Origin of the sequence: Acidovorax sp. HMWF029 (assembly GCF_003060895.1) — a bacterium.
In the GTDB taxonomy this organism is placed as follows: Bacteria; Pseudomonadota; Gammaproteobacteria; order Burkholderiales; family Burkholderiaceae_C; genus Acidovorax.
Genome location: NZ_QAIH01000225.1, coordinates 169,527 through 195,224 on the forward strand (window position 1 = coordinate 169,527; position 25,698 = coordinate 195,224).

The window sequence follows — 25,698 nt, forward strand, 5'->3', positions numbered from 1 at the left end:
AGAACGAGTCGCACAGCATCACATGGCCCGTGGTGTCGTAGGACTTGACAGCGCGGCGCATCTCGTCCGCCTCCGCCAGGTCGTTGTAGATCGCGTCCTCGATCACTGCCATGTCATGGCACGCCGCCATCTGCGCCAGGCGTTTGCGCTCGCCTTGCGGCATGCAGCTGCCCAGCGGGTTGCTGAGCGTGGGCACCACCATCACGGCCTTGACGGGCTGGGTGTCAAGCGCCAATTGCAGCGCATCCAGCGACAGGCCGTTGCGGGGGTGGGTGGGAATCTCCAGCGCCTTGAGGTGCAGGCCCTGCAGCACCTCCAGAAACGAAAAATGCGTGGGCGACTCCAGCGCCACCACATCGCCCGGCTGCGTCACGGCGCGCAAGCACAGCGCAATGCTGTCCATGCAACCGCCGGTGATCACGATGTTCTCCGGGTCAAGACTGCAGCCCAGGCCCACAGCGTAGCGGGCCAGCGCGCGGCGCGCGTCTTCATGGCCCGACGGGCTGGGATAGGTGCACAACAACTGGCGGTGGCGCTGCGCGGCGCGCACCACAGCGCGGCGCACACGGTCGGGGTTGAACAGCTCTGGGCCAGGGGTGCCGCTGCTGTAAGAGACCATGTCCACCGGCTGGTTGCGCCCCAGGATGCGCTGACCCAGCCAATCCACAGACACCTCGCGCGCTCGGCGCATCGGGCGTGGCGTGGAGGGCTCAGGCAGGCTCACCGGCCGCGTTGCTACAAAAAAGCCCGAGCGCGGGCGTGCCGTGATCAGGCGCGCATCTTCCAGCCAGTGGTAGGCCTGCACCACCGTGGTCTGCGCAACGCCGTGCTGGCGCGCCAGCTCGCGCACCGACGGCAGCTTCTCGCCGCGCACCAGCGTGCCATTGCGGATCAGCTGCGCGAGTTGCTCGGCAATTTGCAGGTATAGCGGGGGTGCATCATCGGTGGCCATGCTGCATTCTGTACTGGCAACTTGGCAGGCACACAGTACAGAAGCACCCCAGCACGTACAGTACAGATTGATCGGTTGAACAGTCTGTACTGGCCCACATAGCCCTCGCCTGTGGCTGGTGGCTGACGGCTTGCAGCCGCACAGTGAAGGTATGAACTCGCTGCACCACACCAACCCACCGTCGCCCGCTGCCCCGACTCGGCCTGCGGCACCGCTCACCCTGCAATGGAAACGCCAGACGCTACCGCCCCTGCAAGCCGTTCAGGTGCTGGACTTCCGCGCGGGCGAGATCGCTTTACTCGAGGTCGAGCAAGGCCGCATCTGGTTGACTTGCGATGGCTTGCTGGAAGACTATTTTCTGGAGGCGGGACAGCGCCTGTCATTTGCTGGCCCCGTGCGGCTGCGAGTGAGTGCCGACGGTCAGCGGCCCGCGCGGTTGAGCTGGGCGCGGCACCACGCGGTGCCAGGCGCTGCATATCCGCCGGCACCCGCAGCAGCACAACAGCCGAAGGCGAAAGCCCCAGGCCCAGGCGCCCCGCCCCAGGGCGTGATCAGCGCGGCTTGACGGGCGGGTTGAGCCGCATCTCTGCGGCCTGCGCATGGGCCTGCAGGCCCTCGCCGTAGGCCAATTCAGCGGCGATCTTTCCAAGCACCTGGGCGCCTGCCTCGCTCACCTCGATGATGCTGCTGCGCTTCTGGAAGTCGTACACGCCCAGGGGCGACGAAAAACGCGCCGTGCCGCTGGTGGGCAGCACGTGGTTGGGGCCCGCGCAGTAGTCGCCCAGGCTCTCGGAGGTATAGGCGCCCAGAAAGATGGCACCAGCGTGGCGCAGCAAAGGCTCCCAGCGGTGGGGATCGGTGCTGCTGACCTCCAAGTGCTCGGGCGCGATGCGGTTGCTGATCGCACAGGCTTCTTCCATGTCCTTCGTCAGGATCAGTGCGCCCCGGCCGGTGAGGCTCTTGGCGATGATCTCGGCGCGCGGCATGGTAGGCAGCAGGCGATCGATCTCGCGCTGCACAGCGTCGAGGTAGGCGGCGTCGGGGCACAGCAAGATGCTCTGGGCCAGCTCGTCGTGTTCGGCCTGGCTGAAGAGGTCCATGGCCACCCAGTCGGGCGGTGTGCTGCCGTCGGCCAGCACCAGGATTTCGCTGGGGCCCGCAATCATGTCGATGCCCACGGTGCCGAACACGCGCTTCTTGGCGCTGGCCACGTAGGCATTGCCGGGGCCGGTGATCTTGTCCACCTTGGGCACGGTAGCCGTGCCGTAGGCCAGCGCGGCCACAGCCTGCGCGCCGCCGATGGTGAAAGCGCGGGTGACGCCTGCCACGTAGGCGGCGGCCAGCACCAGCTCGTTGCGCTCGCCCTTCGTCGAGGTGCCCTCGCCCGTTCCGCCTGTCGCCACGCTGCCGCGCACGGGTGTGGGCACGACCATGATGATTTCCTGCACGCCCGCCACGTGGGCCGGGATGGCGTTCATCAGCAGGCTCGACGGGTAGGCGGCCTTGCCGCCGGGCACGTAGATGCCCACGCGGTCCAGCGGCGTGACCTTCTGGCCCAGCAAGGTGCCGTCTTCGTCGCGGTAGCTCCAGCTCTCGCCCGAGGCCTTCTTCTGCGCCTCGTGGTAGCTGCGCACACGCTTGGCGGCAGCCTGCAGCGCGTCGCGCTGGGCCTGCGGGATGGCGTCGAACGCGGCCTTGAAGTCGGCCTGGGTCAACTCCAACGCGGCCATGTTCGGTGCCGAGAGGCCGTCGAAGCGGGCGGTGTACTCCAGCACCGCCGCGTCGCCGCGCTTTTGCACGTCGGCCAGGATGTCGGCCACGCGCTGCTCGATGGCCGCGTCGGTGTCGGCAGACCAATGCAGGCGGGCTGCGAAATCAGCCTCAAAAGTGGCCGCAGCGGTGGACAGACGAGCGGGAGCAGCTACCAAAGTCATAGTGCGTTCTAAGGTGGGTTCAGTTCTTGGGTGCAGGTATGGCCGAGGCAAACGCATCAATGATGCGGCGCAGCGGTGCCTGCTTGAGCTTGAGCGCGGCTTGGTTGACCACGAGGTAGGAGCTGATGTCCATGATGCGCTCGACCTCCACCAGATGGTTGGCCTTGAGCGTATTGCCGGTGGAGACCAGATCGACGATGGCGTCGGCCAGGCCGATGAGCGGCGCCAGCTCCATGCTGCCGTAGAGCTTGACCATGTCCACGTGCACGCCCTTGGTCGCAAAGAAGTCGCGCGCAATGCTGGTGTACTTGGTGGCCACCTTCAGGCGTGCGCCCTGCTTGACGGCGCGCTCGTAGTCGAAGTCATTGCGCACGGCTACGCTCACGCGGCACTTGGCAATTTGCAGATCCAGCGGCTGGTACAGGCCCTGGCCGCCATGTTCGATCAGGGTGTCCTTGCCAGTCACGCCGAGGTCGGCGCCGCCGTACTCCACATAGGTGGGCACGTCGGTAGCGCGCACCAGCACCACGCGCACGTTGGCCTGGTTGGTGGGCAGGATGAGCTTGCGCGACTTTTCGGGGTCTTCCAGCACTTCGATGCCGGCGGCAGCCAAAAGCGGCAGGGTTTCGTCAAAGATCCGGCCCTTGGAGAGCGCCAGGGTGATCATGTTGTTGCTCATGCTGAGATCCGTTCAATGTCGGCGCCAATGCCACGCAGTTTGGCTTCCATGCAGTCATAGCCACGGTCCAGGTGGTAGATGCGGTCCACCACGGTTTCGCCATCGGCCACCAGGCCTGCGATGACAAGGCTGGCGGACGCGCGCAAGTCGGTGGCCATCACGGTGGCGCCGGACAGGCGTGGCACGCCTTCGATGACCGCCACCTTGCCATCCACCTGGATCTTGGCGCCCAGGCGCACCAGCTCGTTGACGTGCATGAAGCGGTTTTCAAAAATCGTCTCGGTCACCGTGGCCGTGCCCTGGGCGATGCAGTTGAGCGCCATGAACTGGGCCTGCATGTCGGTGGGAAAGCCGGGGTATTCGGTGGTGCGAAAGCCCTGGGCCTTGAGCGTGGCAGCGCCCGCACTTTGCACGCGGATGCCGCCATCCACCGCTTGCACGGTGGCACCGGCCTCACGCAGCTTTTCGATCACGGCGTCGAGGTGGTCGGCGCGGCCATGGCGCAGCACCACATCACCGCCCGTGGCTGCCACAGCGCACAGAAAGGTGCCGGCCTCGATGCGGTCGGCCACCACGCGGTGGGTGCAGCCATGCAGTTTTTCGATGCCCTGGATGCGGATGCGGCTGGTGCCGTGGCCTTCGATCTTCGCGCCCATGGCGATCAGCATCTCGGCCAGGTCCGAGATCTCGGGCTCTTGCGCGGCGTTTTCGAGCACCGTCTCGCCCTCGGCCAGCGCTGCGGCCATGAGGAAATTCTCGGTGCCCGTCACCGTGACCATGTCGGTGGTGATGCGCGCGCCCTTCAGGCGCGTCCAGCCTGCGGGCAGCTTGGCGATCATGTAGCCGTGCTCGACCACGATCTCGGCGCCCATGGCGGCCAGGCCCTTGATGTGCTGGTCCACCGGGCGGGAGCCGATGGCGCAGCCGCCGGGCAGCGAAACAGTCGCCTCGCCAAAGCGCGCCAGCAGCGGGCCCAGCGCCAGCACCGAAGCGCGCATGGTCTTGACCAGTTCGTACGGGGCCTCCGGCGTATTGAGCGCACTGGCGTCAATGCGGACCGTGCCGTCATCGGCCCGCTCGGCCGCCACGCCCATGTTGCGGATGAGCTTGAGCATGGTGCTCACATCCTGCAGCTGGGGCACGTTGAGCAGGGTCACGGGTTCGGCCGTGAGCAAGGCAGCGCACAACTCCGGCAAGGCGGCGTTCTTGGCGCCAGAGACCAGCACCTCGCCTTGCAAGCTGCGTCCGCCGCGAATCAGGAGTTTGTCCATGTCAAATAACCAAAATATGAATAAAAATAGGCTTTACCGCGCGTCCATCATGCGCTGATAGCTATCAATAAATGAGTAAAAAACAGCGCTGTGCGTGTGTTTAATGCGCTTGCGCCGCCCATTCGGCAGGGGTGAATGTCTTCATCGACAGCGCATGCACTTCGTCGGTGTGCATTTTCGCGCCCAGCGTGGCGTACACACGCTGATGGCGCTGGATGGCGCGCTTGCCTTCGAACTCGGCCGAGACGATGGTCGCGTACCAGTGGCGGCCATCGCCTTCGAGCACGATGTGTTCACAGGCCAGGCCTGCGGTGATGATGTCTTTGAGTTGGTCAGCGGTCATGGTGGGGCGCTCGGAATCAATGAGGACTGACGCAAATCGGGATGCAACAACCGCCTCGCCCTGGAGGGGAGCGCTTGCCTGAACCTTGTTTTGCGTAAGTCATGTCAGTTACGGATTTTGTAGCCCGTGCGCAGCAGGTGCACGGCCAGCGCGCTCACGGCCAGCCAGGCGATGCCCACGATGCCCAGGCTGAGCCAGGGCGAGGTGTCGCTCTGGCCGAAGAAACCGTAGCGGAAGCCGTCGATCATGTAGAAGAACGGATTGAGGTGGCTCACGGTCTGCCAGAAAGGCGGCAGCGACTGGATGGAATAGAAAACGCCCGACAGGAAGGTCATGGGCACGATGATGAAGTTCTGGAACGCGGCCATTTGGTCGAACTTGTCGGCCCACAGGCCCGCAATCAGCCCCAGCGTGGCCAGCAGCGCCGCCCCCAGGAGGGCAAAGGCCAGAATCCACTGCGGCGCCGCAAACTCCGGCCACGCAAACGCCAGTGTGACGATGAACACGCCCAGGCCCACCACCAGCCCACGCACCACCGACGAGCCCACATAGGCCACAAACCAGGCCCAGTGCGACAGGGGCGTGAGCAGCACAAACACCAGGCTGCCCATGATCTTGCTCTGGATCAGGCTCGATGAGCTGTTGGCAAAGGCGTTCTGCAGCACGCTCATCATCACCAGGCCCGGCACCAAAAAAGCGGTGTAGCTGATGCGGTCGTAGACCTTCACATGGTCTTCGAGCACATGGCCGAAGATCAGCAGGTACAGCACGGCGGTGAGCACCGGGGCGGCCACGGTCTGGAAGCTGACCTTCCAGAAACGCAAAACTTCTTTGTAAAACAGCGTTTGCCAGCCGGTCATCGTTGCGCCCCCACGCTCGGCACTGCCGTGTCCTCGCTGCCCCCCAAGGGGGCCGCGCCTTGCTTGGGGCGGCCCGGCGCTACGGCGGACGCGCCCCCCTCCAGCGGGATGTTGGACGCCGATGTCCCGGACATCACCTGCAAGAACACATCCTCCAGATCAGGCCTGCGGATTTCCATGTCCTGCACCTCGACCCCGGCCACGCGCAATGCGGCCAGATGGTTTTCGATCTCTGCCGCGTCGTGGGCCGGCAATTGCACGATGCGGCCCGTGACCCGCGCCACCGCAGCCAGTGCAGGCGCAAGCACCGCGTCGGTCTTGAACTGCAGCACGCTGCCAGAGGCGGCCTTGAGCAACTCAGAAGTGCGGTTGAGCGCCACCACCTGCCCCGCCTTGAGCATGGCGATGCGGCCACACAGGGCCTCGGCTTCTTCCAGGTAGTGGGTGGTGAGCAGCACGGTGTGGCCTTCCTTGTTCAGGCGGGCAATGAAATGCCACAGCGTCTGGCGCAATTCCACGTCCACGCCCGCCGTGGGCTCATCGAGCACGATGATGGGTGGCTTGTGTACCAGTGCCTGCGCTACCAGCACGCGGCGCTTCATGCCGCCGGACAACTGGCGCATGTTGGCGTTGGCCTTGTCGGCCAGACCCAGGTTTTCCAGCAGCTCGTCGATCCAGGCGTCGTTGTTCTTCACGCCAAAGTAGCCCGACTGGATGCGCAGCGCCTCGCGCACATTGAAGAAGGGGTCGAACACCAGCTCTTGCGGCACGATGCCCAGCTTGCGGCGGGCATCAGCGTACTGCGCCTGAACGTCACTACCCTGCACCAGCACGCGGCCACTGGTGGCACGCGCCAGGCCGGCCAGGATGCTGATGAGGGTGGTTTTACCGGCGCCGTTGGGGCCGAGGAGTCCGAAGAACTCGCCCTCCTCAATGTTCAGGTTGACCTGGTTCAGTGCCTGAAAAGGGCCTTTGGGCGTCGCAAAGGTCTTGGAGATGGCTTGGAAGGAGACTGCGGGCATGAAGCCCCTGATTTTACGGCCTTGCCTTGAACCGCGTTGGGGAGGGGGCAGACGGCGGCTTGCAGCGGCCCGGACCCGGCAATAAAAGGTCCGCGTCAGGACACGGGTGTGAGCAGCGTGCCCACGCCATACAACCCCGCCATGCCGCGCAGCGCCGGGGGCAGGCCTTGCACGGCAAAGGTCTTGCCCACCGACAGCGCCTCGCGCCGACATTCCAGCAGCACCGCCAGCGCCGAGCTGTCAAACACCGTCATGGCGCTCGCGTCCACCACCACGCCACTTTCGCGGTGCACCCGCAGCCCTTGCACAAGCATCCGCAGGCAGGCCGTGGCTTGACGGTGGGTAAGCTCTTGGGGAAGTACCAGCATGGCGGATGGATTCACACTGGGTCACCCCTTGGCGGTGGTGTTGGCCTTGTTGCGCGCCACCAGGGTCTCGATCAGGCCGTCGATGCCCTTGGCATTGATCTCTTGCGCGAACTGACCCCGGTAGGTCTCCACCAGCCACACCCCCAGCACGTTCAGGTTGTAGATCTTCCAGCCTGCGCCATCACCAGGCGTCTTTTCCAGCCGGTAGTCGAGTTGGATGGGATCACCACGGCCCACGATTTCGGTACGCACCAGCACGTCCTTGTCTTCGGCCGCAGCACGCAGGGGCTTGACCTGGATGGTCTGATCATTGACCTGGGCCAAAGCACCGGCGTAGGTGCGAACGAGCAGGATCTTGAACTCCTCCTGCAGCCGTTTTTGCTGATCGGGCGTGGCCTGACGCCAACCGGGGCCCACGGCCGCAGCCGTCATGCGGCGGAAGTTGACGTTGGGCATGACGGTCTTGTCCACCAGCGCGATCACCTTGGACAGATCGCCACCCTGGATGGCCTTGTCGGCCTTGACGGTGGACAGCACATCGGCAGACAGTCGCTTGATCAGCGCATCGGGAGCTTCATCGGCCGCAAGGGCCGATACGGATAGGCCCAGCGACAGCGCCATTGCGGCAGTCAGGCTCAGGGTACTGCGCACCATAGTGCGTCGATTCATCATGTTCTTGGCTTTCATCGGCGCGGGCTGGAGCCCGCCATATCATTGTCGCGGCCATGGCGGTCCCGCATGCGTCGCTGCTGTTGCGGGTTGCAAGCAAGTGCAACACAGGCTGCGCCCGCCGGCACAGCGGGCTGTGCCTCTCAGCGCGGCGGCTCTTCGGGCAGGACTCCGTTGTTGCCATCTGTCTCGCTCTTCTCGTCGCCGTTGAACGGCGTGCCAGCCTGCTGGCTGCGCACCTGCAGGAACACATCGCGCGTGAAGCTGTACTTGTCCAGCGCCGCACTGTCGAGCACCGAGCTGGCACGCAGCAGGTTGGCCCGCGTGTCCACGATGCGCAGCGCATAGAGCGAATTGCGCGCTGAGACTGGATCGACATAGCTGACAACATTGCCTTTCATGTCCACTGGCAGGGCCAGGGTGTCGCGCACCGTGGACGGCCCGAGGATCGGCAGCACCAGGTACGGCCCTGTGCCCATGCCCCAGTATCCCAGGGTCAGGCCGAAATCCTGCTTGTAGCGTTCGATACCCAGCTCGCTGGCAATGTCCAGCACACCGCCAATGCCCATGAAGGTGTTGACGTTGACCCGCATGAAAGTGGAGGCGGCGGCTTCGCCACGCAGCTGCAGCACATTGTTCACGAACGACCACATATCGCCCAGGTTCGCAAAAAAGTTACTCACTCCGGTGCGCGCGGGCGCAGGCGTGACTTCCTTGTAGGCAATCGCGACCGGCTTGAGCACCATCGCATCGACCTGCTCATTGAAGTTGGTCATGCTGCGGTTGTAGGACTCAAAGGGATCACGGGGGTCGGGGTTGGCCACTGTGGCACAGCCCGTCAGCAGGGCAGCACCCAGCATAAGCCCCAGGCAGGCCGCCAGCCGCCCGGCCAAAGCCCCGCGTTGGGCGTGAAGGGCCGGAGTTGTGTTGCGAGAGTTCGTCATTTTTTGCCACCTGCCCCAACAGGTTTGCTGCCGTCTTCGGCCTTGCTGTATAGAAATTGTCCGATAAGGTTTTCCAGCACCACGGCTGACTGGGTCGCTGTGACCATGTCGCCCGCCACCAGATTTTTTTCGTCCGCACCTGCCTCGATGCCGATGTATTGTTCGCCCAGCAAGCCGCTGGTGAGAATCTTGAGCGAGCTGTCCTTGGGGAAAGCGTAGCGGCTTTCCATGGCCAGCGTCACGCGCGCCTGGTAGGTCTTGTCATCGAAGGTGATGGCCTGCACGCGCCCCACCACCACACCGGCGCTGCGCACCGCCGCTTGGGGCTTGAGGCCGCCAATATTGTCAAAGCGCGCAGTGATCTGGTAGCCCGACTGGAAGTTAAGGCTCAGCAGGTTGGCCGACTGCAGCGCCAGAAACACCAGCGCCACCGTGCCGAGCATCACAAAGAGCCCCACCCAGAAATCGTTTTTGGAACGTTGCATTGTTTTGGATTCCTTTGCGCGCCAGCTTCGCTGGCGTCAGATACTGAACATCAGGGCCGTGAGCACGAAGTCCAACGCCAGCACCGCCAGGGATGCCATGACCACGGTGCGCGTGGTAGCACGCGAGACGCCCTCGGGCGTAGGCTTGGCCACGTAGCCCTGCAAAAGTGCAACAAAGGTCACTGTGAAGCCGAAGACCACACTTTTAAGCACGCCATTGCCCAGGTCTTTCCAGACATCCACCCCGCCTTGCATCTGGCTCCAGAAGGCCCCAGGGTCGATGCCGATCATGAGCACGCCGACCATCCAGCCACCGATGACACCCACCGCGCTGAACACTGCCGCCAGCAGCGGCATGGTGATCACCCCGGCCCAGAAGCGCGGCGCAAGGATGCGCTGCACCGGATCCACCGCCATCATTTCCATGGCGCTGAGCTGCTCGCCCGCACGCATCAGCCCGATCTCAGCCGTGAGCGAGGTGCCTGCACGACCCGCAAACAGCAGCGCGGTGACCACGGGCCCCAGTTCACGCACAAGGCTTAGCGCTACCAGTAGGCCCAGGGCCTCGGAAGATCCATAGCGCTGCAGCGTGTAGTAGCCCTGCAAACCCAGCACAAAGCCCACAAACAGGCCCGAGACGGCAATGATGGCCAGCGAGTAGTTGCCCAAAAAGTGGATCTGGTCGCGCACGAGCCCGGGCCTCAGAAAGGTCGCCCCAACCAGCCGCAACAGCCGGAAAAACAGGCGCGCACCCAGGCCAATATCCGCCAGTTGCTGGCGCACTGCAAAACCGACATCCGCAGGCCTGTACCAACTCATGACCTGCGCCCTCCCTCCGGGCCGAAGTCCTGTACGGGATCAGGCGACGGATAGTGGAACGGCACGGGCCCTGCAGGCAGGGCATTCACAAACTGGTGCACCAGTGGGTCGCGGCTGGCGCACACCTCGTCAGGGGTACCCTGGGCCGCTACCACGCCCTCGCCCAGGATGACCACATGGTCCGCGAGCCGGAAGGTTTCGTCCAGGTCGTGCGAGACGATGATGCTCGTCAGGCCCATGGCGTCGTTGAGCTGACGAATCAATTGGGCTGCCGTGCCGAGTGAAATCGGGTCCAGGCCCGCAAAGGGCTCGTCGTACATGACCAGTTCCGGGTCCAGCACGATCGCGCGGGCCAGCGCCACGCGGCGCGCCATGCCGCCAGAAATCTGGCTGGGCGCCATGTCGCGCGCTCCGCGCAGGCCCACCGCATGCAACTTCATGAGCACCACATCGCGGATCAGGGCCTCGGACAAATCGGTGTGCTCGCGCAGCGGGAAAGCTACGTTCTCGAATACGCTGAGATCGGTGAACAGCGCCCCGAACTGGAACAGCATCCCCATGCGCCGGCGCGCCGCGTACAGCGTCGCCACGTCCATGCGCCCCACGTCCTGGCCATCAAACAGCACCTGGCCGCTCTGAGCCTTGTGCTGGCCGCCGATCAGGCGCAGCACCGTTGTCTTGCCGCCGCCAGACGCCCCCATGAGCGCCGTGACCTTACCGCGCGGCACCGAGAGCGAAACGTCGCGCAGGATAGCGCGGTCACCATAGGAGAAGGTAACGTTGCGCAGTTCGGCAAGGAAGAATGGCTCGGGCATGCAAGATAAGGGGTTGAGAAAATCCGGTACCTGCCCACGCAGCATCCGGCACGCCCCCTTGAGAAGCGAGCCGCGATGGTAGCCGAAGACACAAACATACATTCACGCATGTTTGTAAAAATTGGCAGTGGGTGCGGTAGGGCGTCGCACCCAAGTCAGAGGCAACCCGGATTGACAGGACTCCCAATTGTGCCAACAAAGCACAGGATCGGTGGGCCCCATGGTTTTGCCCAGCAAGGCACATGTAGACCCTGTTACAAAAGCCCAAAAAAAACGGCGCCTACAGACGCCGCTTTTGCTTGACCCCATCCACCGACGATCAACGAGGCAGGTCTGAGTAGCCCATCAGGAATTCATCCACTGCGCGGGCGGCCTGGCGGCCTTCCCGGATCGCCCAGACCACCAGCGACTGGCCCCGGCGGATGTCACCGGCAGCGAACACCTTGGGCACATTGGTGGCGTAGCCGCCCTCAAAATCCGTTGTAGCGCGGGCGTTTCCACGGGCGTCCTTGTCCACACCAAAGGCGTCCAGCACCGGTGCCACGGGGCTCACGAAGCCCATGGCCAGCAGCACCAGATCGGCCTGGTAGTGCTTTTCGGTGCCTGGGATCTCGACCAGCTTGCCGTCCTTGAACTCCACCTGCACGGTGGTCAGGCTCTTGACCTTGCCCTTTTCACCCGTGAACTCCTTGGTGGAGATGGCGAACTCGCGCACGCAACCTTCTTCATGGCTGGAGCTGGTGCGCAGCTTCAGCGGCCAGTACGGCCAGGTGAGAGGCCGGTTTTCCACCTCGGGGGGCTGGGGCATCACCTCGAACTGGGTGACGCTGGCCGCGCCGTGGCGGTTGCTGGTGCCCACGCAGTCGCTGCCGGTGTCGCCGCCACCGATCACGATGACATGCTTGCCCGTGGCGAGGATCTGGCCCTTGAGCTTGTCGCCCGCGTTGACCTTATTCTGCTGTGGCAGGAACTCCATGGCGAAGTGGATGCCGTCGAGGTCACGGCCCGGCACGGGCAGGTCGCGCGATTGCTCGGCGCCACCGGTCAGCAGCACGGCGTCGAACTCTTTGTTCAGCTGCTCAGGGGTGACAGTTTCCTTGGCCCAGTTGGTGACCTTGGAGTCTTTGCCCAAGCCATCCTTGGCAGCGCCCACGAACACGCTGGTGCGGATGACCACGCCTTCGGCTTCGAGTTGCTTGACGCGGCGGTCGATGTGCGACTTCTCCATCTTGAAGTCGGGGATGCCGTAGCGCAGCAGGCCGCCCACACGGTCGTTCTTCTCAAACAGCGTGACGCTGTGGCCTGCGCGCGCCAGTTGCTGGGCTGCGGCCAGGCCTGCGGGGCCGGAGCCGACCACGGCCACCTTCTTGCCCGTCTGGTGCTTGGCGGGGCGGGGCTTGACCCAACCCTCTTCCCAGGCGCGGTCGATGATCGCGTGCTCGATGGACTTGATGCCCACAGCGTCGTCGTTCACGTTGAGCACGCAGGCGGCCTCGCAGGGTGCGGGGCAGATGCGGCCGGTGAACTCAGGGAAGTTGTTGGTGCTGTGCAGCACCTCGATCGCACTCTTCCAGTCCTGCTGGTACACCAGATCGTTGAAGTCAGGAATGATGTTGTTCACCGGGCAGCCGTTGTTGCAAAACGGCGTGCCACAGTCCATGCAGCGCGCGCCTTGCACCTTGGCCTGGGCGCTGTCGAGCCCGATCACAAATTCCTTGTAGTGCTTCAAGCGCTCGGGCACGGGCTTGTAGCCCTCTTCGATGCGCTCGTATTCCATGAAGCCGGTAGTTTTTCCCATGACGGTGTCCTTATCTATGAATGTGGTGCTGAATCAATGGCCGGGCCTTACTTGGCGGGCACTGCTTCCTTTTTAGTAGCAGCTACCGCTGGTGTAGCAGACTCCTCCAGCACTTTGCGTTCATAAATTTCAGCCAGCGCGCGCTTGTACTCGGTCGGGAAGACCTTGACGAACTTGCCGCGCGACGATGCCCAGTTGTCCAGCAGTTCGCGCGCACGCTTGCTGCCCGTCCAGCGGTTGTGGTCTTCCAGCAGCTTCTTGAGCTGGGCTTCGTCCGTCTGGCCGTTGTGCCAGATGGCACGCGGTACGGTAGCCTCTTGCTCCGAAGCGGGCAGGATGCGCTCGAGCGTGACCATGGACATGTTGCAGCGCGTATCGAACTGGCCGTCTTCGTCGTAGACGTAAGCGACACCGCCGCTCATGCCCGCTGCGAAGTTGCGACCGGTCTTGCCCAGCACCAGCACGGTGCCGCCCGTCATGTATTCACAGCCGTGGTCGCCTGTGCCTTCCACCACTGCGGTGGCACCCGACAGGCGCACCGCAAAGCGTTCACCGGCCACGCCGCTGAAGAAGGCCTCACCCGTGGTGGCACCGTACATCACGGTGTTGCCCACGATGGTGTTGCGCACGGCATCGCCGCGGAAGTCGATACTGGGGCGCACCACCACGCGGCCACCCGACAGGCCCTTGCCGGTGTAGTCGTTGGCATCGCCAATCAGATACAGCGTGATGCCGCGTGTGAGGAATGCACCGAACGACTGACCGCCCGTACCTTCCAGCTGGATGCGGATGGTGTCATCAGGCAGGCCCTCAGGGTGCACGCGGGTGACCGCGCCCGACAGCATGGCGCCGACCGAGCGGTTCACGTTGCGGGCCACTTCGATGAACTGCACACGCTCGCCCTTTTGAATGGCGGGCTGGCTGCGCTCGATGAGCTTGCGATCGAGTGTGTGCTCAATGTTGTGGTCTTGCACATCCACGTGAAAGCGCGGCACGTCGGCAGGCACATTGGGCTGGGCAAACAGGCGGCTGAAGTCCAGGCCGCGTGCCTTCCAGTGCTCCAGGCCCTGACGCATGTCGAGCAGGTCAGTGCGGCCGATCAGGTCGTCAAACTTCTTGATACCGAGCTGGGCCATGATCTGGCGCACTTCTTCGGCGATGAAGAAGAAATAGTTCACCACGTGCTCGGGCTTGCCCGAGAACTTCTTGCGCAGCTCAGGGTCTTGCGTGGCCACGCCCACGGGGCAGGTGTTGAGGTGGCACTTGCGCATCATGATGCAACCCTCCACCACCAGGGGCGCCGTGGCAAAACCGAACTCGTCAGCGCCCAGCAGCGCGCCAATGGCGACGTCACGGCCAGTCTTCATCTGACCGTCGGCCTGCACACGGATGCGACCGCGCAGGCGGTTCAGCACCAGGGTCTGCTGGGTTTCAGCCAGACCGATTTCCCATGGGCCGCCCGCGTGCTTGATAGACGACCAGGGGGATGCGCCAGTGCCGCCGTCGTGCCCGGCGATCACCACGTGGTCGCTCTTGCACTTGGCCACGCCGGCTGCAATGGTGCCCACGCCCACTTCAGACACCAGCTTGACACTGATTCCTGCGTGCGGCGCCACGTTCTTCAGGTCGTGGATCAGCTGGGCCAAGTCTTCGATGGAGTAGATGTCATGGTGCGGCGGGGGCGAGATCAGGCCCACACCAGGCACACTGTGGCGCAGCTTGCCGATGTAGGTAGACACCTTGCCACCGGGCAACTGGCCCCCTTCACCGGGCTTGGCACCTTGTGCCATCTTGATCTGGATCTGATCAGCAGACGACAGGTACTCGGCCGTGACACCGAAGCGGCCCGAGGCCACCTGCTTGATGCGGCTGCGCAGCGAGTCGCCGTCCAGCAAAGGTAGGTCCACCTCGACGTTCTCGGCACCGATCACGCTCTTGAGGGTATCGCCCTTCTTGATCGGGATGCCCTTGAGTTCATTGCGGTAACGCGCAGCGTCCTCGCCGCCTTCACCGGTGTTGCTCTTGCCGCCGATGCGGTTCATGGCAACGGCCAGGGTGGCGTGGGCTTCCGTAGAGATGGAACCCAGCGACATGGCACCCGTAGCGAAGCGCTTGACGATTTCCTTGGCAGGCTCGACCTCGTCGATCGAAATGGCCTTGGTGGGGTCGATCTTGAATTCGAACAGACCGCGCAGCGTCATGTGGCGCTTGCTCTGGTCGTTGATGATCTGGGCGTATTCCTTGTAGGTGTTCCAGTTGTTGGCGCGGGTGCTGTGCTGCAGCTTGGCAATCGCGTCAGGCGTCCACATGTGGTCTTCGCCCCGGGCACGCCAAGCGTATTCTCCGCCTGCGTCCAGCATGGTTTCGAGCACAGGGTCGTCACCAAAAGCTGCCTTGTGCATGCGAATGGCTTCTTCGGCGATTTCGAATACGCCAATGCCTTCCACACGGCTGGCGGTGCCGGTGAAGTACTTACCCACGGTTTCCGTGTTCAGGCCAATGGCCTCGAACAGCTGGGCACCACAGTAGCTCATGTAAGTGCTCACGCCCATCTTGGACATGATCTTGGACAGGCCCTTGCCAATCGCCTTGACGTAGTTGTAGATGGCCTTGTCGGCAGACAGATCGCCGCCCAGGTCCTTGTGCATGTCGGCCAGGGTTTCCATGGCCAGGTAGGGGTGCACAGCCTCTGCGCCGTAGCCAGCCAGCACGGCAAAGTGGTGCACTTCGCGGGCAGTCCCCGTTTCAACCACCAAGCCCGCAGTGGTGCGCAGGCCCGTGACCACCAAATGCTGGTGGATGGCAGACAGCGCCAGCAGCGCGGGGATGGCCACTTGCGTAGCGCTCACGGCGCGGTCGCTGATGATGAGGATATTGGCACCGCCCTTGATGGCGTCCACGGCCTGCGCGCACAGCGAAGCCAGCTTGGCCTCCACGCCCTCACGGCCCCAGCTCAGCGGGTAGGTGATGTCGATGGTCGCGCTCTTGAACTTGCCTTGCGTGTACTGCGCGATGTCGCGCAGCTTGGCCATGTCGGCAAAGTCGAGCACGGGCTGGCTCACTTCGAGCCGCATCGGTGGGTTGACCTGGTTGATGTCCAGCAGGTTGGGCTTGGGGCCAATGAAGCTGTTGAGCGACATCACGATCGCTTCGCGGATCGGGTCGATGGGTGGGTTCGTCACCTGCGCGAACAGCTGCTTGAAATAGTTGTACAGCGGCTTGTTTTTGCCCGAGAGCACGGCCAGCGGACTGTCGTTGCCCATGGAGCCAATGCCTTCTTCGCCGTTTTTGGCCATGGGTGCCATCAGGAACTTGATGTCTTCCTGGGTGTAACCAAAGGCTTGCTGGCGGTCCAGCAGGGGCAGGTCAGCAGCCTGGGGCGCGGCAGCCTGGGCACCAGCTTCGATGCTGTCGAGCTTGATGCGCAGGTTCTCGATCCACTGCTTGTAGGGCTTGGTGTTGACGACGTTGGCCTTGAGCTCGTCGTCATCGATCATGCGGCCTTGTTCCAGGTCGATCAGGAACATCTTGCCGGGCTGCAGGCGCCACTTGCGCACGATCTTGTTCTCGGGCACGGGCAGCACACCCGACTCCGAGCCCATGATGACCAGGTCGTCGTCGGTGATGCAGTAGCGCGATGGACGCAGACCGTTGCGGTCCAGCGTGGCGCCGATCTGGCGGCCATCGGTGAACACGATGGAGGCTGGGCCGTCCCAGGGCTCAAGCATGGCGGCGTGGTATTCATAGAAGGCGCGGCGGCGCTCGTCCATGGTGGTGTGCTGCTCCCAGGGCTCAGGGATCATCATCATCACGGCCTGGCTGATGGGGTAGCCGGCCATGGTCAGCAGTTCCAGGCAGTTGTCGAACGTAGCCGTATCGGACTGGTCGGCAAAGCTGATGGGGTAGAGCTTTTGCAGGTCGGCGGCCAGCACGGGCGAGGCCATCACGCCTTCGCGCGCCTTCATCCAGTTGTAGTTGCCCTTGACGGTGTTGATTTCACCGTTGTGCGCCACATAGCGGTAGGGGTGGGCCAATGGCCACTCTGGGAACGTGTTAGTAGAGAAGCGCTGGTGCACCAGACCGATGGCCGAAACGCAGCGCTCGTCCTGCAGGTCCAGGTAGTACTTGCCCACCTGGTCGGCCAGCAGCAGGCCCTTGTAGACCACCGTGCGACTGGACATGGAAGGAACGTAGTATTCCTTGCTGTGCTTGAGCTTGAGGGCCTGAATGTTGGCGCTAGCCGTCTTGCGGATCACGTACAGCTTGCGCTCCAGCGCGTCCTGCACGATCACGTCGTTGCCACGGCCGATGAACACCTGGCGCAGGATGGGTTCCTTCTTGCGCACGGTGGGGGACATGGGCATGTCCACATTCACCGGCACATCGCGCCAGCCCAGCAGGACTTGACCTTCTGCCTTGATGGCGCGTTCCATCTCCTGCTCGCAGGCCAGGCGGGAGGCATGCTCCTTGGGCAGGAAGATCATGCCCACGCCGTATTCACCGGCGGCGGGCAGCGTGATGCCCTGCTTGGCCATTTCTTCGCGGTACAGCGCGTCGGGGATCTGGATCAGGATGCCCGCGCCGTCGCCCATCAGGGGGTCGGCCCCCACGGCGCCACGGTGGTCGATGTTTTCCAGGATCTTCAGGGCCTGCGTCACGATGTCGTGGCGCTTCACACCCTTGATGTGGGCGACGAAGCCGAGGCCGCAGGCGTCGTGTTCGTTGCCCGATGAATACAAACCGTGTTGTTGCAGATGCTGGATCTCGGCAGCCGTGGTCATGGCGCACTCCTCATATTTTTTCGCAGGGAGTGGGAGATTAGTGCATTGCAACATGATTTGGCAAGCACATTAATTAGGGTCAGATTCCTTTTAATAACCAAGCATCGTGGTTTGATATTTTATTGGGGACACATTAAATTTGATAGCAATTAATCCAATACAGAAGCGCGGAAAGGCCTATTTTTCGCCTGATTTCTTCACGATTTTTGGCCTCCCGGCCTGCCCCGCAACCACCCGGCGCGGTGTCTGTTTTTGCAAACCTTCGATGAAATCGGCGTCACCCAGGGCCCATCCGCTGAGGGCCGAGGCCGTGAGCGCCGCCTGCTCCAGAGACCCGATCCCCGCCAGCACCAGCGCCGCATAGGCGGCCTCGCGGGCAAACGGCGTGTTGCCCAGCGCCCAGTAAAGCGCATGGGGCGTGAGCAGGCGGTCGTTGCGCACACCCAGCCAGTGGGCATGGCTGGACCAGGGGTAGTCCGCCGCATTCGCCACCATTCCTGCCCGCACCGGGTTGAGGTCCAGGTACACCATGCAAGGCAGCATGTACTTGTCGGGCTGCAGTACGGTGGACCGGTAGCGCCCCTCCCACAATGTTCCGGTGCGCGCATGACGGCGGTTGAAATACTGCACGTAGCGCCGCCCCACCGCCTGCATCATCTTGGGAAGACCGTCGTCGGCTGCAGGGGTGACCAACAGATGGAAGTGGTTGTCCATCAGCACATAGGCATGCACAGCCACCCCATGCTGAAGCGCGTTGTCTGCCAGCAAGGCGAGCATGGTGTGGAAGTCTTCGCCATCCTGAAAAATGGGCTGGCGGTTGTTGCCACGCTGGATCACGTGGTGCAGGTGGCCTGGCAGAGTCAGGCGTGGAAGGCGGGCCATGGGCGGAGGTGGGTGGAGGCAATGCGCGCCATCATAGACCCGTCCCCGATTTCAAACCTCCGTCCACACGCTACTGCGCCGCTGGGGCAACGGTGAAGCAATCAGCCCGCAGCGGTAGCCTCGGCCACGTCGGCAGCCACTGCCAGCCCAAAACGCGGCCCCAGGGCCTTTTCCAGCCCGAACTCAACCAGGATGGCGCGCAGACGCTCGGCCGCGCTGCGCTTTTTCTGTCCCGTGTAGCGGGCGATGATGAGTTCGTTCTTCATACTGTGCTCCCATCCGACCAGCTCGGTCACCGTCACCTGGTAGCCACTGGCCTCCAGGTACAGGCAGCGCAGCACGTTGGTCACCTGGCTGCCCAGCTCGCGGGTGTGCAGCGGATGCCGCCACAGCTCTGCCAGGGGCGTGCGGGCCAGCTGCAGTGCCTTGCCCTGGCGCAAACAGGCGGCCACCTCGGCCTGGCAGCAGGGCACCAGCACCATGGCGCGGGCTTTCTTCTGCAGGCCAAAGGCAATCGCATCGTCGGTGGCCGTGTCGCAGGCATGCAGGGCCGTGACCACATCGATCTGCGCGGGCAGCTCACCGGCTGCCGACGATTCGGCGACCGACAGGTTGAGGAAGGACATCCGCACAAAACCCAGCCGCTGCGCGAGCAGGCGGGACTTTTCGACCAGCTCGGCACGGGTTTCGACGCCGTAGATATGACCATGTCCCAGTGCCTTGAAGTACAGGTCGTACAGAATGAAGCCCAGATACGACTTGCCCGCGCCATGGTCCGCCAGCGTCGGCCCCTTGTCCTCTCCCGAAAGCTCAGTCAGAAGAGGTTCGATGAAATTGAACAGGTGGTACACCTGCTTGAGCTTGCGCCGCGAATCCTGGTTCAGCCGCCCTTCACGGGTAAGGATGTGAAGTTCCTTGAGCAACTCCACCGACTGCCCGGGCCTCAATTCGGACAACTCCGCGGCCTGGGCGTCGGGCTTGGACTCCTTCTTGCGATTCGCCCCACCGACTCCGCGCGGCGCGGAAGAATGCTTCTTCTGTGTCATCGCGCATCCCCCGCTTCGGCAGAGGCCACCCCGGGCACCGGTGCATGAGGCCCCACATCGAGCGCCAACCAGCCCTCCATCCCCAAGTCCTCCAACACTTCCATGTTCCGCTCAAAGATGGCTTCCGCTTCAGGGAACACCTCCACGGCCCGGTCGATACTGTCTTCGCGCAGCAGATGCAGCGTGGGGTAAGGCGCGCGGTTCGTGCAATTGGTCACATCGTCCACCTCGGTACCCGCAAACTGGAACTGCGGGTGGAAGCTGGCGATTTGCAGGGTGCCGTCCAGCCCGAGAGCCTCCAGCAGATCCTCGGCCTCACCGAGAAAATCATTGAAATCCAGGAAATCCTGCAAGCAGTGCGGCAACACCAGCAGCGTTGTGTCACGCACCTCGGCAGGCATGCCCTGCAGGGCGAGGAGTTCTTCACGCAACAACTCCAGCACAGCCACGGGGTTGTCGGTCAGCGCCACAGCGTAGTGAACCTGCCCCTTCACATGCACGCCCTTGGCGAACGGGCACAGGTTGAGCCCGATCACAGCCTTCTCCAGCCAGCGCACGGTGTCATGGATGAACGGGGCTGCGGTATCAGGCGCGCCCATCGGGAAGATGGAGGAAGTGGATGTCATAGGCGCGCTGGCAGGCACAGTAAAAAGGGGCCTGATTTTACCGGCGCCTCGCCGGGCGGCTGCGTCATCCACCCAGCAGACGCCGCCCCGTCAACCGTTCATGCTCGCGCGCAGCAAAGCGGTCCGTCATACCGGCAATGAAATCGGCCACAGCGCGCGCGCGCGTCGACGCGCCCCCCGCCAGCGCCTGCTGCGCAAACGCCGCCTTCATCTCTTGGGGTGCGACTGCATACGCGGCAAAAAGGTCGCGCACAATTTCCTGCGCCAGCGCCGTGGTTTCCATCACCTGCGGATGCCGGTAGAGATGGCGGAACAGGAACTGCTTGAGCGCCTTGGAGCGCTCGCGCATCCCGTCACTGAACACCACCAGCGGAGGACACTTGCGGACATCGTCTGCGCTGCTTGGCCCATGCTCACGCAGGGCCACCCGGGTGGCATCAATCACGTCATACACCTGTGCGCTAAGCATGCGGCGGATCGCCTCGAACAAAAGACGCCTTTGTAACGACGACTGAGCGAGATCCGGGTGCTCAGCCTGCGCCGCAGCCCGGTAGGCATCAAACAGGGGAACATCCCGCAGCTGCGCCAACGTGATCAGCCCCGACCGCACACCATCGTCAATGTCGTGCGCGTTGTAGGCTATCTCGTCGGCCAGGTTGCACAACTGCGCCTCCAGACTTGGTTGCTCCCTGCGCAGGAAGCGCCCACCCACACCACCGGGCTCGACCGCCTCCAACTGCTCGGCATGTTGGCGCGAGCAATGCTTGAGGATGCCTTCCCTCGTCTCAAAGGTGAGGTTCAGGCCGTCGTACTGGGGGTACCGCTCTTCCAGCTGGTCCACCACACGCAGGCTTTGCAGGTTGTGCTCAAAACCGCCAAACTCCGCCATGCAGCTGTGCAGCGCGTCCTGCCCCGCATGCCCGAAGGGCGTGTGACCCAGATCATGCGCCAGCGAAATCGCCTCAACCAGATCCTCATTGATCTTCAAAGACCGCGCAATCGAGCGCCCCAGTTGGGCCACTTCAAGCGAGTGGGTCAACCGGGTGCGGAATAGATCCCCCTCGTGGTTCAGGAACACCTGCGTCTTGTAGACCAAGCGCCGGAACGCGGTGGAATGCACAATTCGATCACGGTCACGCTGGTACTCGGTGCGCGTAGGCGCGGGCTGCTCGGGGTAGCGCCGCCCCCGCGTGCGCGCAGGGTTGGAGGCTGTGGGCAAAAGATCAGAACTTTGAATCAAAATCGTGCCCTGCGCGCTTTAGACATGCGCCATAAGCTACAAATTAGATAGCAAATTCAGATTGACCATGTCAGGCGCAACACGCGTCAATGACCTGCCGCACCAATGCGTCGGGCGCCGAACGGACCACGGCCTTGCCAGGCCCGTCAATCAGCACAAATCGGATTTCTCCACCTTCCGACTTCTTGTCGATACGCATCAACTCCAGATAGCGGCCCGCGTTGTCTACAGAATCCAGCACGGGCCCTTTCGTCGGCAAACCAGCCCGGTCAATCAGCGCTGTGAGCCGCTCAACAAACGCAGCGTCCACCAAACCCAGCCGACGGGACAACTCGGCAGCCATCACCATGCCGGCGGCCACACCCTCTCCATGCAACCAGACGCCATAACCCATGCCCGCTTCGATGGCATGCCCAAAGGTGTGCCCGAAATTGAGGATGGCACGCAGGCCCGTTTCTTTTTCATCCTGGCCCACTACCCAGGCCTTGATCTCGCAACTGCGACGCACCGCATGCGCCAGGGCTGCACGGTCTCGCGCCAGCAGATGCGCAATGGAAGAATCTAGCCAATCCATGAAATCGACGTCAGCAATCGGCCCATATTTAATGACTTCCGCCAATCCAGCGCTGAGCTCCCGAAACGGCAGCGAATCCAAGGTGGCAAGATCGCACACAACCAAGCGAGGCTGATAGAAAGCCCCGATCATGTTTTTCCCTTGTGGATGATTGATAGCCGTTTTCCCGCCCACAGAAGAGTCCACCTGTGCAAGCAAGGTCGTAGGCACTTGCACAAAGGGTACGCCTCGCATGTAGCTGGCAGCGGCAAAGCCTGTCATGTCACCTATCACCCCGCCACCCAGAGCAAAAAGTACCGTTTTACGGTCACAGGCGTTCGACAAGAGTGCGTCAAATATTAGCTGCAACGTCTCCCAATTCTTGTATCCCTCACCGTCAGGCAAGCGCACTTCATGAACCACCGAAAAGCGCCCCTGGATCGCTGAGCGCAAGGTCGCTGAATACAGTGGTGCGACGGTAGTGTTTGACACGATCAACGCAGCATGCGCAGAAGGCAAGCCAACGTAGGTGTCTACAACGCCAAGAGAACCTTCACGCACAACGATGTTGTAGCTGCGCTCTCCGAGGTCAATAGAAACGTATTCTCCGCTAGACAATTTGGCTGGGTGTGATTCCATTGGCTTAAGGGGTGCCGAAGATTTTCACCGGCACCCGCATGAAAACTTAAACGATTATTTTATGCCAGCCACTCGTGGAGTAATGCGAGCCCCTTTTAGGATACGCCCCATCGATTCCAAGACCAAGGCATCCTGATGGATGCCGCCTATTTTCGAGCGAATTTGCTCCATTTTTTGGAAAATTTCTCACCCATTTTCCACGTGTTTGCCTCCTGCGGGCATAACTCGGTCTTTGAGACTGTGTTCTTGCTCTTGTAGCGCGCATCTACGCCGTGTTCATGGAACTTGGTCAGGTGCGTATTATGTTGCGGCGCGTGGCCATCCTTACCGCCACGGTAAAGTGGCGTGCGCCTGATCTTTATGGCGGTCCAAACGTCCAACACAAGACGCTCGGACCGCACACCTTCACGCATCAAGGGCAAGTAACTGGGGGCACTGCCGCGGCGTCACCCACAACCTCAACCGACACCTGACGCGTTATCACACTGGTACCACGGGTAGCAGTGACCAAGAATGTATTCGTTCCGCAAGTCAGTGGCGTTCCACGAATAAAACCCGTGTTTCCTGTAGTTGCCGATGCAAGCCAAGCAGGCAATAGCTGGAAGTTCCAAGAAATGCTTGCCGCAGGATCACCGCCACTTGCAGAGAAGGAATAAAGATAAGGGCTGTTCTTGATGGCGTTAGGCAGTACACACGACGTATTGACATTTGCAGAACAGCCATTCACTGCAAAAACAAATGGATCCAACGGCAAGGCTCCTGTCACGGTCAGCGTCATATTGCGCGTCACCCGACCACCAATAGCGTCTGTGACAGTTACGACAATGTTGTATGCCCCAGGCGTTGCCAGTGGTGTACCACTGATCACTCCAGTGCTACTCAAAGTCAAGCCCGGGGGCAAAGCACCGACCGCAGACCAAGTATATGGAGCCACCCCCCCAGTCGCCTGCAATGCAGTAGCAAACGGCAAGGTATTTTGCACGGTAATCGTTGCAGCTGTAAAAGCCAGCGGCGCTATACCCACCCCATCTACAACATCGATTGCGAGAAAAGAAGTTACCGGATCCTGAATGCCATTTGAGACAATGTTATCAAACCGATCTGCAGTCAACTCAAGAAGAATAATTCCACTAGATGCTCCACTAGAAAGTGAGAATGAACCGATACCCCCCAATGTACCGATTTGCAGAACACCACCAGACTGATTTCCGGAAATCAGCTTAGCCTCCGCCGAAACCCCAAACGGTCGAATACTAACTTGCAAATTTACCGCCGAAGAGTTGGGAACCGGTTGATTTGAATCATCCATCATAAAAACCTGAACACCAACATTATTTCTCAAATTTGACAAGTTGCCGCTAGACCCAAGGACCCCTGGAGCCTGAGCAACACCACGAACACTAGCAGGCTTCCCACTTGCTCCGCCCCCCACCACAATATCCACGCTTGCGGAGCGATTTTTACCATCACGCGGGTCCGAGACCGAACATGTCACACGCGCGGTTCCCACTTGATTACCAGCGTGAAAGTGAAAGGATGCCCCGCCACTGTTTGCACCCAATGTAATGGCCCTGTAAGCAAGCGGATTTTTATTTGCATCTTCGTGCTCAGATTTACCATCCAAATAATAAAGAGCTCCTGAATCCAACCCCTGCGCAATATTGCAACCAAAAACGTTTTCCCCACCAGGAATTAGAACACTACCCTTTCGAGCTTCGACATAGAGCGTTGTTGTATATGCACCGTATGCGCCCATTACCGCTGGCTGGCTAGCAATATTCAGGGGCAATTGGGTTTTAACAGCTCGCAAAGAGATGCTGTATTCTTCGCTAGTACTCCCAGAACTCCCCCCCCCGCCACCACACGCTGAGAGAAAGCCGACACCCGCAAGAATTGCAATTTTAAAAAATTTATTCATTTGACCACATCCTAAATTCAACGAGCAGAAACACGATCCGATATCACCTTCGGAGTAATAAAAACCAGCATCTCCCGCTTGGTTGACTCTTTGGTTCGACTCTTGAAAAGATTGCCAACAACGGGCACGTCCCCAATTAATGGAACCTTGTTTTCCTGATTTGTTTCTTCCATTTCAAAAATCCCACCAATGACAACGGTACCGCCATTTTCGATAAGAATTTGAGTCTTCACATGCTTGGTGTCTATAGCAACACCTTGGGTGGTAGTCTCGCCTCGACTGTCCTTATTCACATCGAGATCCAATATGATATTACCTTCCGGCGTAATCTGGGGAGTAACTTCTAGCTTTAAGACTGCTTTCTTGAATGCCAACGTAGTAGCGCCATTCGGAGCCGTAACCGAATACGGGTACTCGGTCCCCTGCTCAATAAGTGCCTTGGTTTGATCGGCAGTAATAATTCTAGGACTTGAAACAATTCTCCCTTTACCATCGGCCTCCATGGCTGAGAGCTCCAACGTAAGAAATCGATTCGCAGCGGAATTAAATATAGAAAGAGCAAAACTACCGACACTACTAACATTAGAGAGGCTGGCAGGAAGATTTACGAAATTCCCATTTGTGTTTGTGGTACCCCCTGCACCACTCGACGCCACTGCATCGCTATACGTCGAACCAAACGCAACCCGGTTGTTTCCACCAATGCCATAACCACCATCACCACCCCGGTTCGCACGAAGGTCGGCCCCCCCCAGGCGTACGCCCAGCGATCGACCAAAAGAATCCCGCGCCTCTACAATCCGCGCCTCAATCAAAACCTGCCTAACCGCGACATCCAAACTAGCCAGCAGGAGTCGCACCTCTTCCAGCTTACTGGGCGTATCCGTCACAAACAACTGATTCGTACGTGGCTCCGAAATAGCGCTACCACGCTCAGACAAAAAACGCCCCCCCCCCCCGGTACCACCTGTCGCTGAGGTGGTGAGTTGGGCAAGAATATCTCCCGCCTTGGCATAATTCAATTGATAAGCATGCGTCTTAAGCGGCTCAAGCT

At 61.6% G+C, this 25,698-nt stretch carries 23 protein-coding genes; 1 reads left to right on the forward strand and 22 read right to left on the reverse strand.

Annotated elements, in window-relative coordinates; all coding sequences use genetic code 11:
- On the reverse strand, positions 1–952 hold a 952-nt coding region (locus tag DBR12_RS16545; protein ID WP_369861628.1), incomplete at its 3' end, for a PLP-dependent aminotransferase family protein.
- A 151-nt stretch (positions 953–1,103) separates the two neighbouring features.
- Between DBR12_RS16545 and DBR12_RS16550 the strand changes: the two genes are divergently transcribed.
- Positions 1,104–1,517: a DUF2917 domain-containing protein gene (locus DBR12_RS16550; protein ID WP_108618249.1), complete on the forward strand. Its 414-nt coding sequence runs from the start codon at positions 1,104–1,106 to the stop codon at positions 1,515–1,517.
- On the opposite strand, the gene hisD is transcribed toward DBR12_RS16550, so the two are convergent.
- The 21 genes from hisD to DBR12_RS23020 all read right to left on the reverse strand — a co-directional run.
- On the reverse strand, positions 1,504–2,886 hold the full coding sequence (gene hisD / locus DBR12_RS16555) for a histidinol dehydrogenase (RefSeq protein WP_108618250.1): 1,383 nt from the start codon (positions 2,884–2,886) through the stop codon (positions 1,504–1,506). The two genes, DBR12_RS16550 and hisD, sit on opposite strands and share 14 nt — an antisense overlap.
- A gap of 19 nt (positions 2,887–2,905) precedes the next feature.
- Positions 2,906–3,565, reverse strand: a complete 660-nt coding sequence (gene hisG / locus DBR12_RS16560; protein ID WP_369861629.1) for an ATP phosphoribosyltransferase — start codon at positions 3,563–3,565, stop codon at positions 2,906–2,908.
- Entirely contained in the window at positions 3,562–4,836 is a 1,275-nt protein-coding gene (gene murA / locus DBR12_RS16565) for a UDP-N-acetylglucosamine 1-carboxyvinyltransferase (protein WP_108618251.1), read from the reverse strand. The genes hisG and murA overlap by 4 nt, the downstream gene beginning before the upstream one ends.
- Positions 4,837–4,936: 100 nt before the next feature.
- Positions 4,937–5,179 (reverse strand): BolA family protein, encoded by a 243-nt coding sequence (locus tag DBR12_RS16570; RefSeq protein ID WP_108618252.1) that lies wholly within the window; start codon positions 5,177–5,179, stop codon positions 4,937–4,939.
- Between the two features lie 104 nt (positions 5,180–5,283).
- Complete coding sequence (locus DBR12_RS16575; RefSeq protein ID WP_108618253.1) at positions 5,284–6,039, reverse strand: ABC transporter permease; 756 nt, start codon at positions 6,037–6,039, stop codon at positions 5,284–5,286.
- Positions 6,036–7,061: an ABC transporter ATP-binding protein gene (locus tag DBR12_RS16580; RefSeq protein ID WP_108618254.1), complete on the reverse strand. Its 1,026-nt coding sequence runs from the start codon at positions 7,059–7,061 to the stop codon at positions 6,036–6,038. The genes DBR12_RS16575 and DBR12_RS16580 overlap by 4 nt, the downstream gene beginning before the upstream one ends.
- A gap of 95 nt (positions 7,062–7,156) precedes the next feature.
- Positions 7,157–7,429 (reverse strand): STAS domain-containing protein, encoded by a 273-nt coding sequence (locus tag DBR12_RS16585; RefSeq protein WP_108618255.1) that lies wholly within the window; start codon positions 7,427–7,429, stop codon positions 7,157–7,159.
- Positions 7,430–7,450: 21 nt separating this feature from the next.
- Positions 7,451–8,101 carry a phospholipid-binding protein MlaC gene (locus tag DBR12_RS16590; RefSeq protein WP_108618314.1) on the reverse strand — a complete coding sequence of 217 codons (651 nt, stop codon included), beginning with the start codon at positions 8,099–8,101 and terminating at the stop codon, positions 7,451–7,453.
- Positions 8,102–8,241: 140 nt separating this feature from the next.
- Positions 8,242–9,042, reverse strand: a complete 801-nt coding sequence (locus tag DBR12_RS16595; RefSeq protein ID WP_108618256.1) for a VacJ family lipoprotein — start codon at positions 9,040–9,042, stop codon at positions 8,242–8,244.
- On the reverse strand, positions 9,039–9,527 hold the full coding sequence (mlaD, locus tag DBR12_RS16600; RefSeq protein ID WP_108618257.1) for an outer membrane lipid asymmetry maintenance protein MlaD: 489 nt from the start codon (positions 9,525–9,527) through the stop codon (positions 9,039–9,041). Before mlaD ends, DBR12_RS16595 begins: the two co-directional genes overlap by 4 nt.
- Before the next feature lie 36 nt (positions 9,528–9,563).
- Positions 9,564–10,346 carry a lipid asymmetry maintenance ABC transporter permease subunit MlaE gene (gene mlaE, locus DBR12_RS16605; RefSeq protein ID WP_108618258.1) on the reverse strand — a complete coding sequence of 261 codons (783 nt, stop codon included), beginning with the start codon at positions 10,344–10,346 and terminating at the stop codon, positions 9,564–9,566.
- On the reverse strand, positions 10,343–11,161 hold the full coding sequence (locus DBR12_RS16610) for an ABC transporter ATP-binding protein (RefSeq protein ID WP_108618259.1): 819 nt from the start codon (positions 11,159–11,161) through the stop codon (positions 10,343–10,345). The genes mlaE and DBR12_RS16610 overlap by 4 nt, the downstream gene beginning before the upstream one ends.
- A 319-nt stretch (positions 11,162–11,480) precedes the next feature.
- Positions 11,481–12,959 (reverse strand): glutamate synthase subunit beta, encoded by a 1,479-nt coding sequence (locus DBR12_RS16615; RefSeq protein ID WP_108618260.1) that lies wholly within the window; start codon positions 12,957–12,959, stop codon positions 11,481–11,483.
- Between the two features lie 47 nt (positions 12,960–13,006).
- Positions 13,007–17,740 (reverse strand): glutamate synthase-related protein, encoded by a 4,734-nt coding sequence (locus DBR12_RS16620; protein ID WP_108618261.1) that lies wholly within the window; start codon positions 17,738–17,740, stop codon positions 13,007–13,009.
- Positions 17,741–17,917: 177 nt separating this feature from the next.
- The gene (locus DBR12_RS16625) at positions 17,918–18,622 is read right to left on the reverse strand and encodes a transposase (protein WP_108618262.1); all 705 of its coding nucleotides are present in this window, start codon (positions 18,620–18,622) and stop codon (positions 17,918–17,920) included.
- Between the two features lie 101 nt (positions 18,623–18,723).
- Entirely contained in the window at positions 18,724–19,668 is a 945-nt protein-coding gene (locus DBR12_RS16630; protein WP_108618263.1) for an SAM-dependent methyltransferase, read from the reverse strand.
- A complete protein-coding gene (locus tag DBR12_RS16635) occupies positions 19,665–20,294 on the reverse strand; it encodes a DUF1415 domain-containing protein (protein ID WP_233244616.1) in 630 nt (209 codons plus the stop codon). Before DBR12_RS16635 ends, DBR12_RS16630 begins: the two co-directional genes overlap by 4 nt.
- Before the next feature lie 64 nt (positions 20,295–20,358).
- The gene (locus DBR12_RS16640; RefSeq protein ID WP_108618315.1) at positions 20,359–21,531 is read right to left on the reverse strand and encodes a deoxyguanosinetriphosphate triphosphohydrolase; all 1,173 of its coding nucleotides are present in this window, start codon (positions 21,529–21,531) and stop codon (positions 20,359–20,361) included.
- 73 nt (positions 21,532–21,604) lie between these two features.
- Positions 21,605–22,726, reverse strand: a complete 1,122-nt coding sequence (aroB, locus tag DBR12_RS16645; RefSeq protein WP_108618265.1) for a 3-dehydroquinate synthase — start codon at positions 22,724–22,726, stop codon at positions 21,605–21,607.
- Between the two features lie 412 nt (positions 22,727–23,138).
- Positions 23,139–24,644: an Ig domain-containing protein gene (locus DBR12_RS16650; RefSeq protein ID WP_108618266.1), complete on the reverse strand. Its 1,506-nt coding sequence runs from the start codon at positions 24,642–24,644 to the stop codon at positions 23,139–23,141.
- 17 nt (positions 24,645–24,661) lie between these two features.
- Positions 24,662–25,698, reverse strand: a 1,037-nt coding sequence (locus tag DBR12_RS23020; protein WP_233244622.1) for a type IV pilus secretin PilQ, incomplete at its 5' end; no start/stop codon positions are given.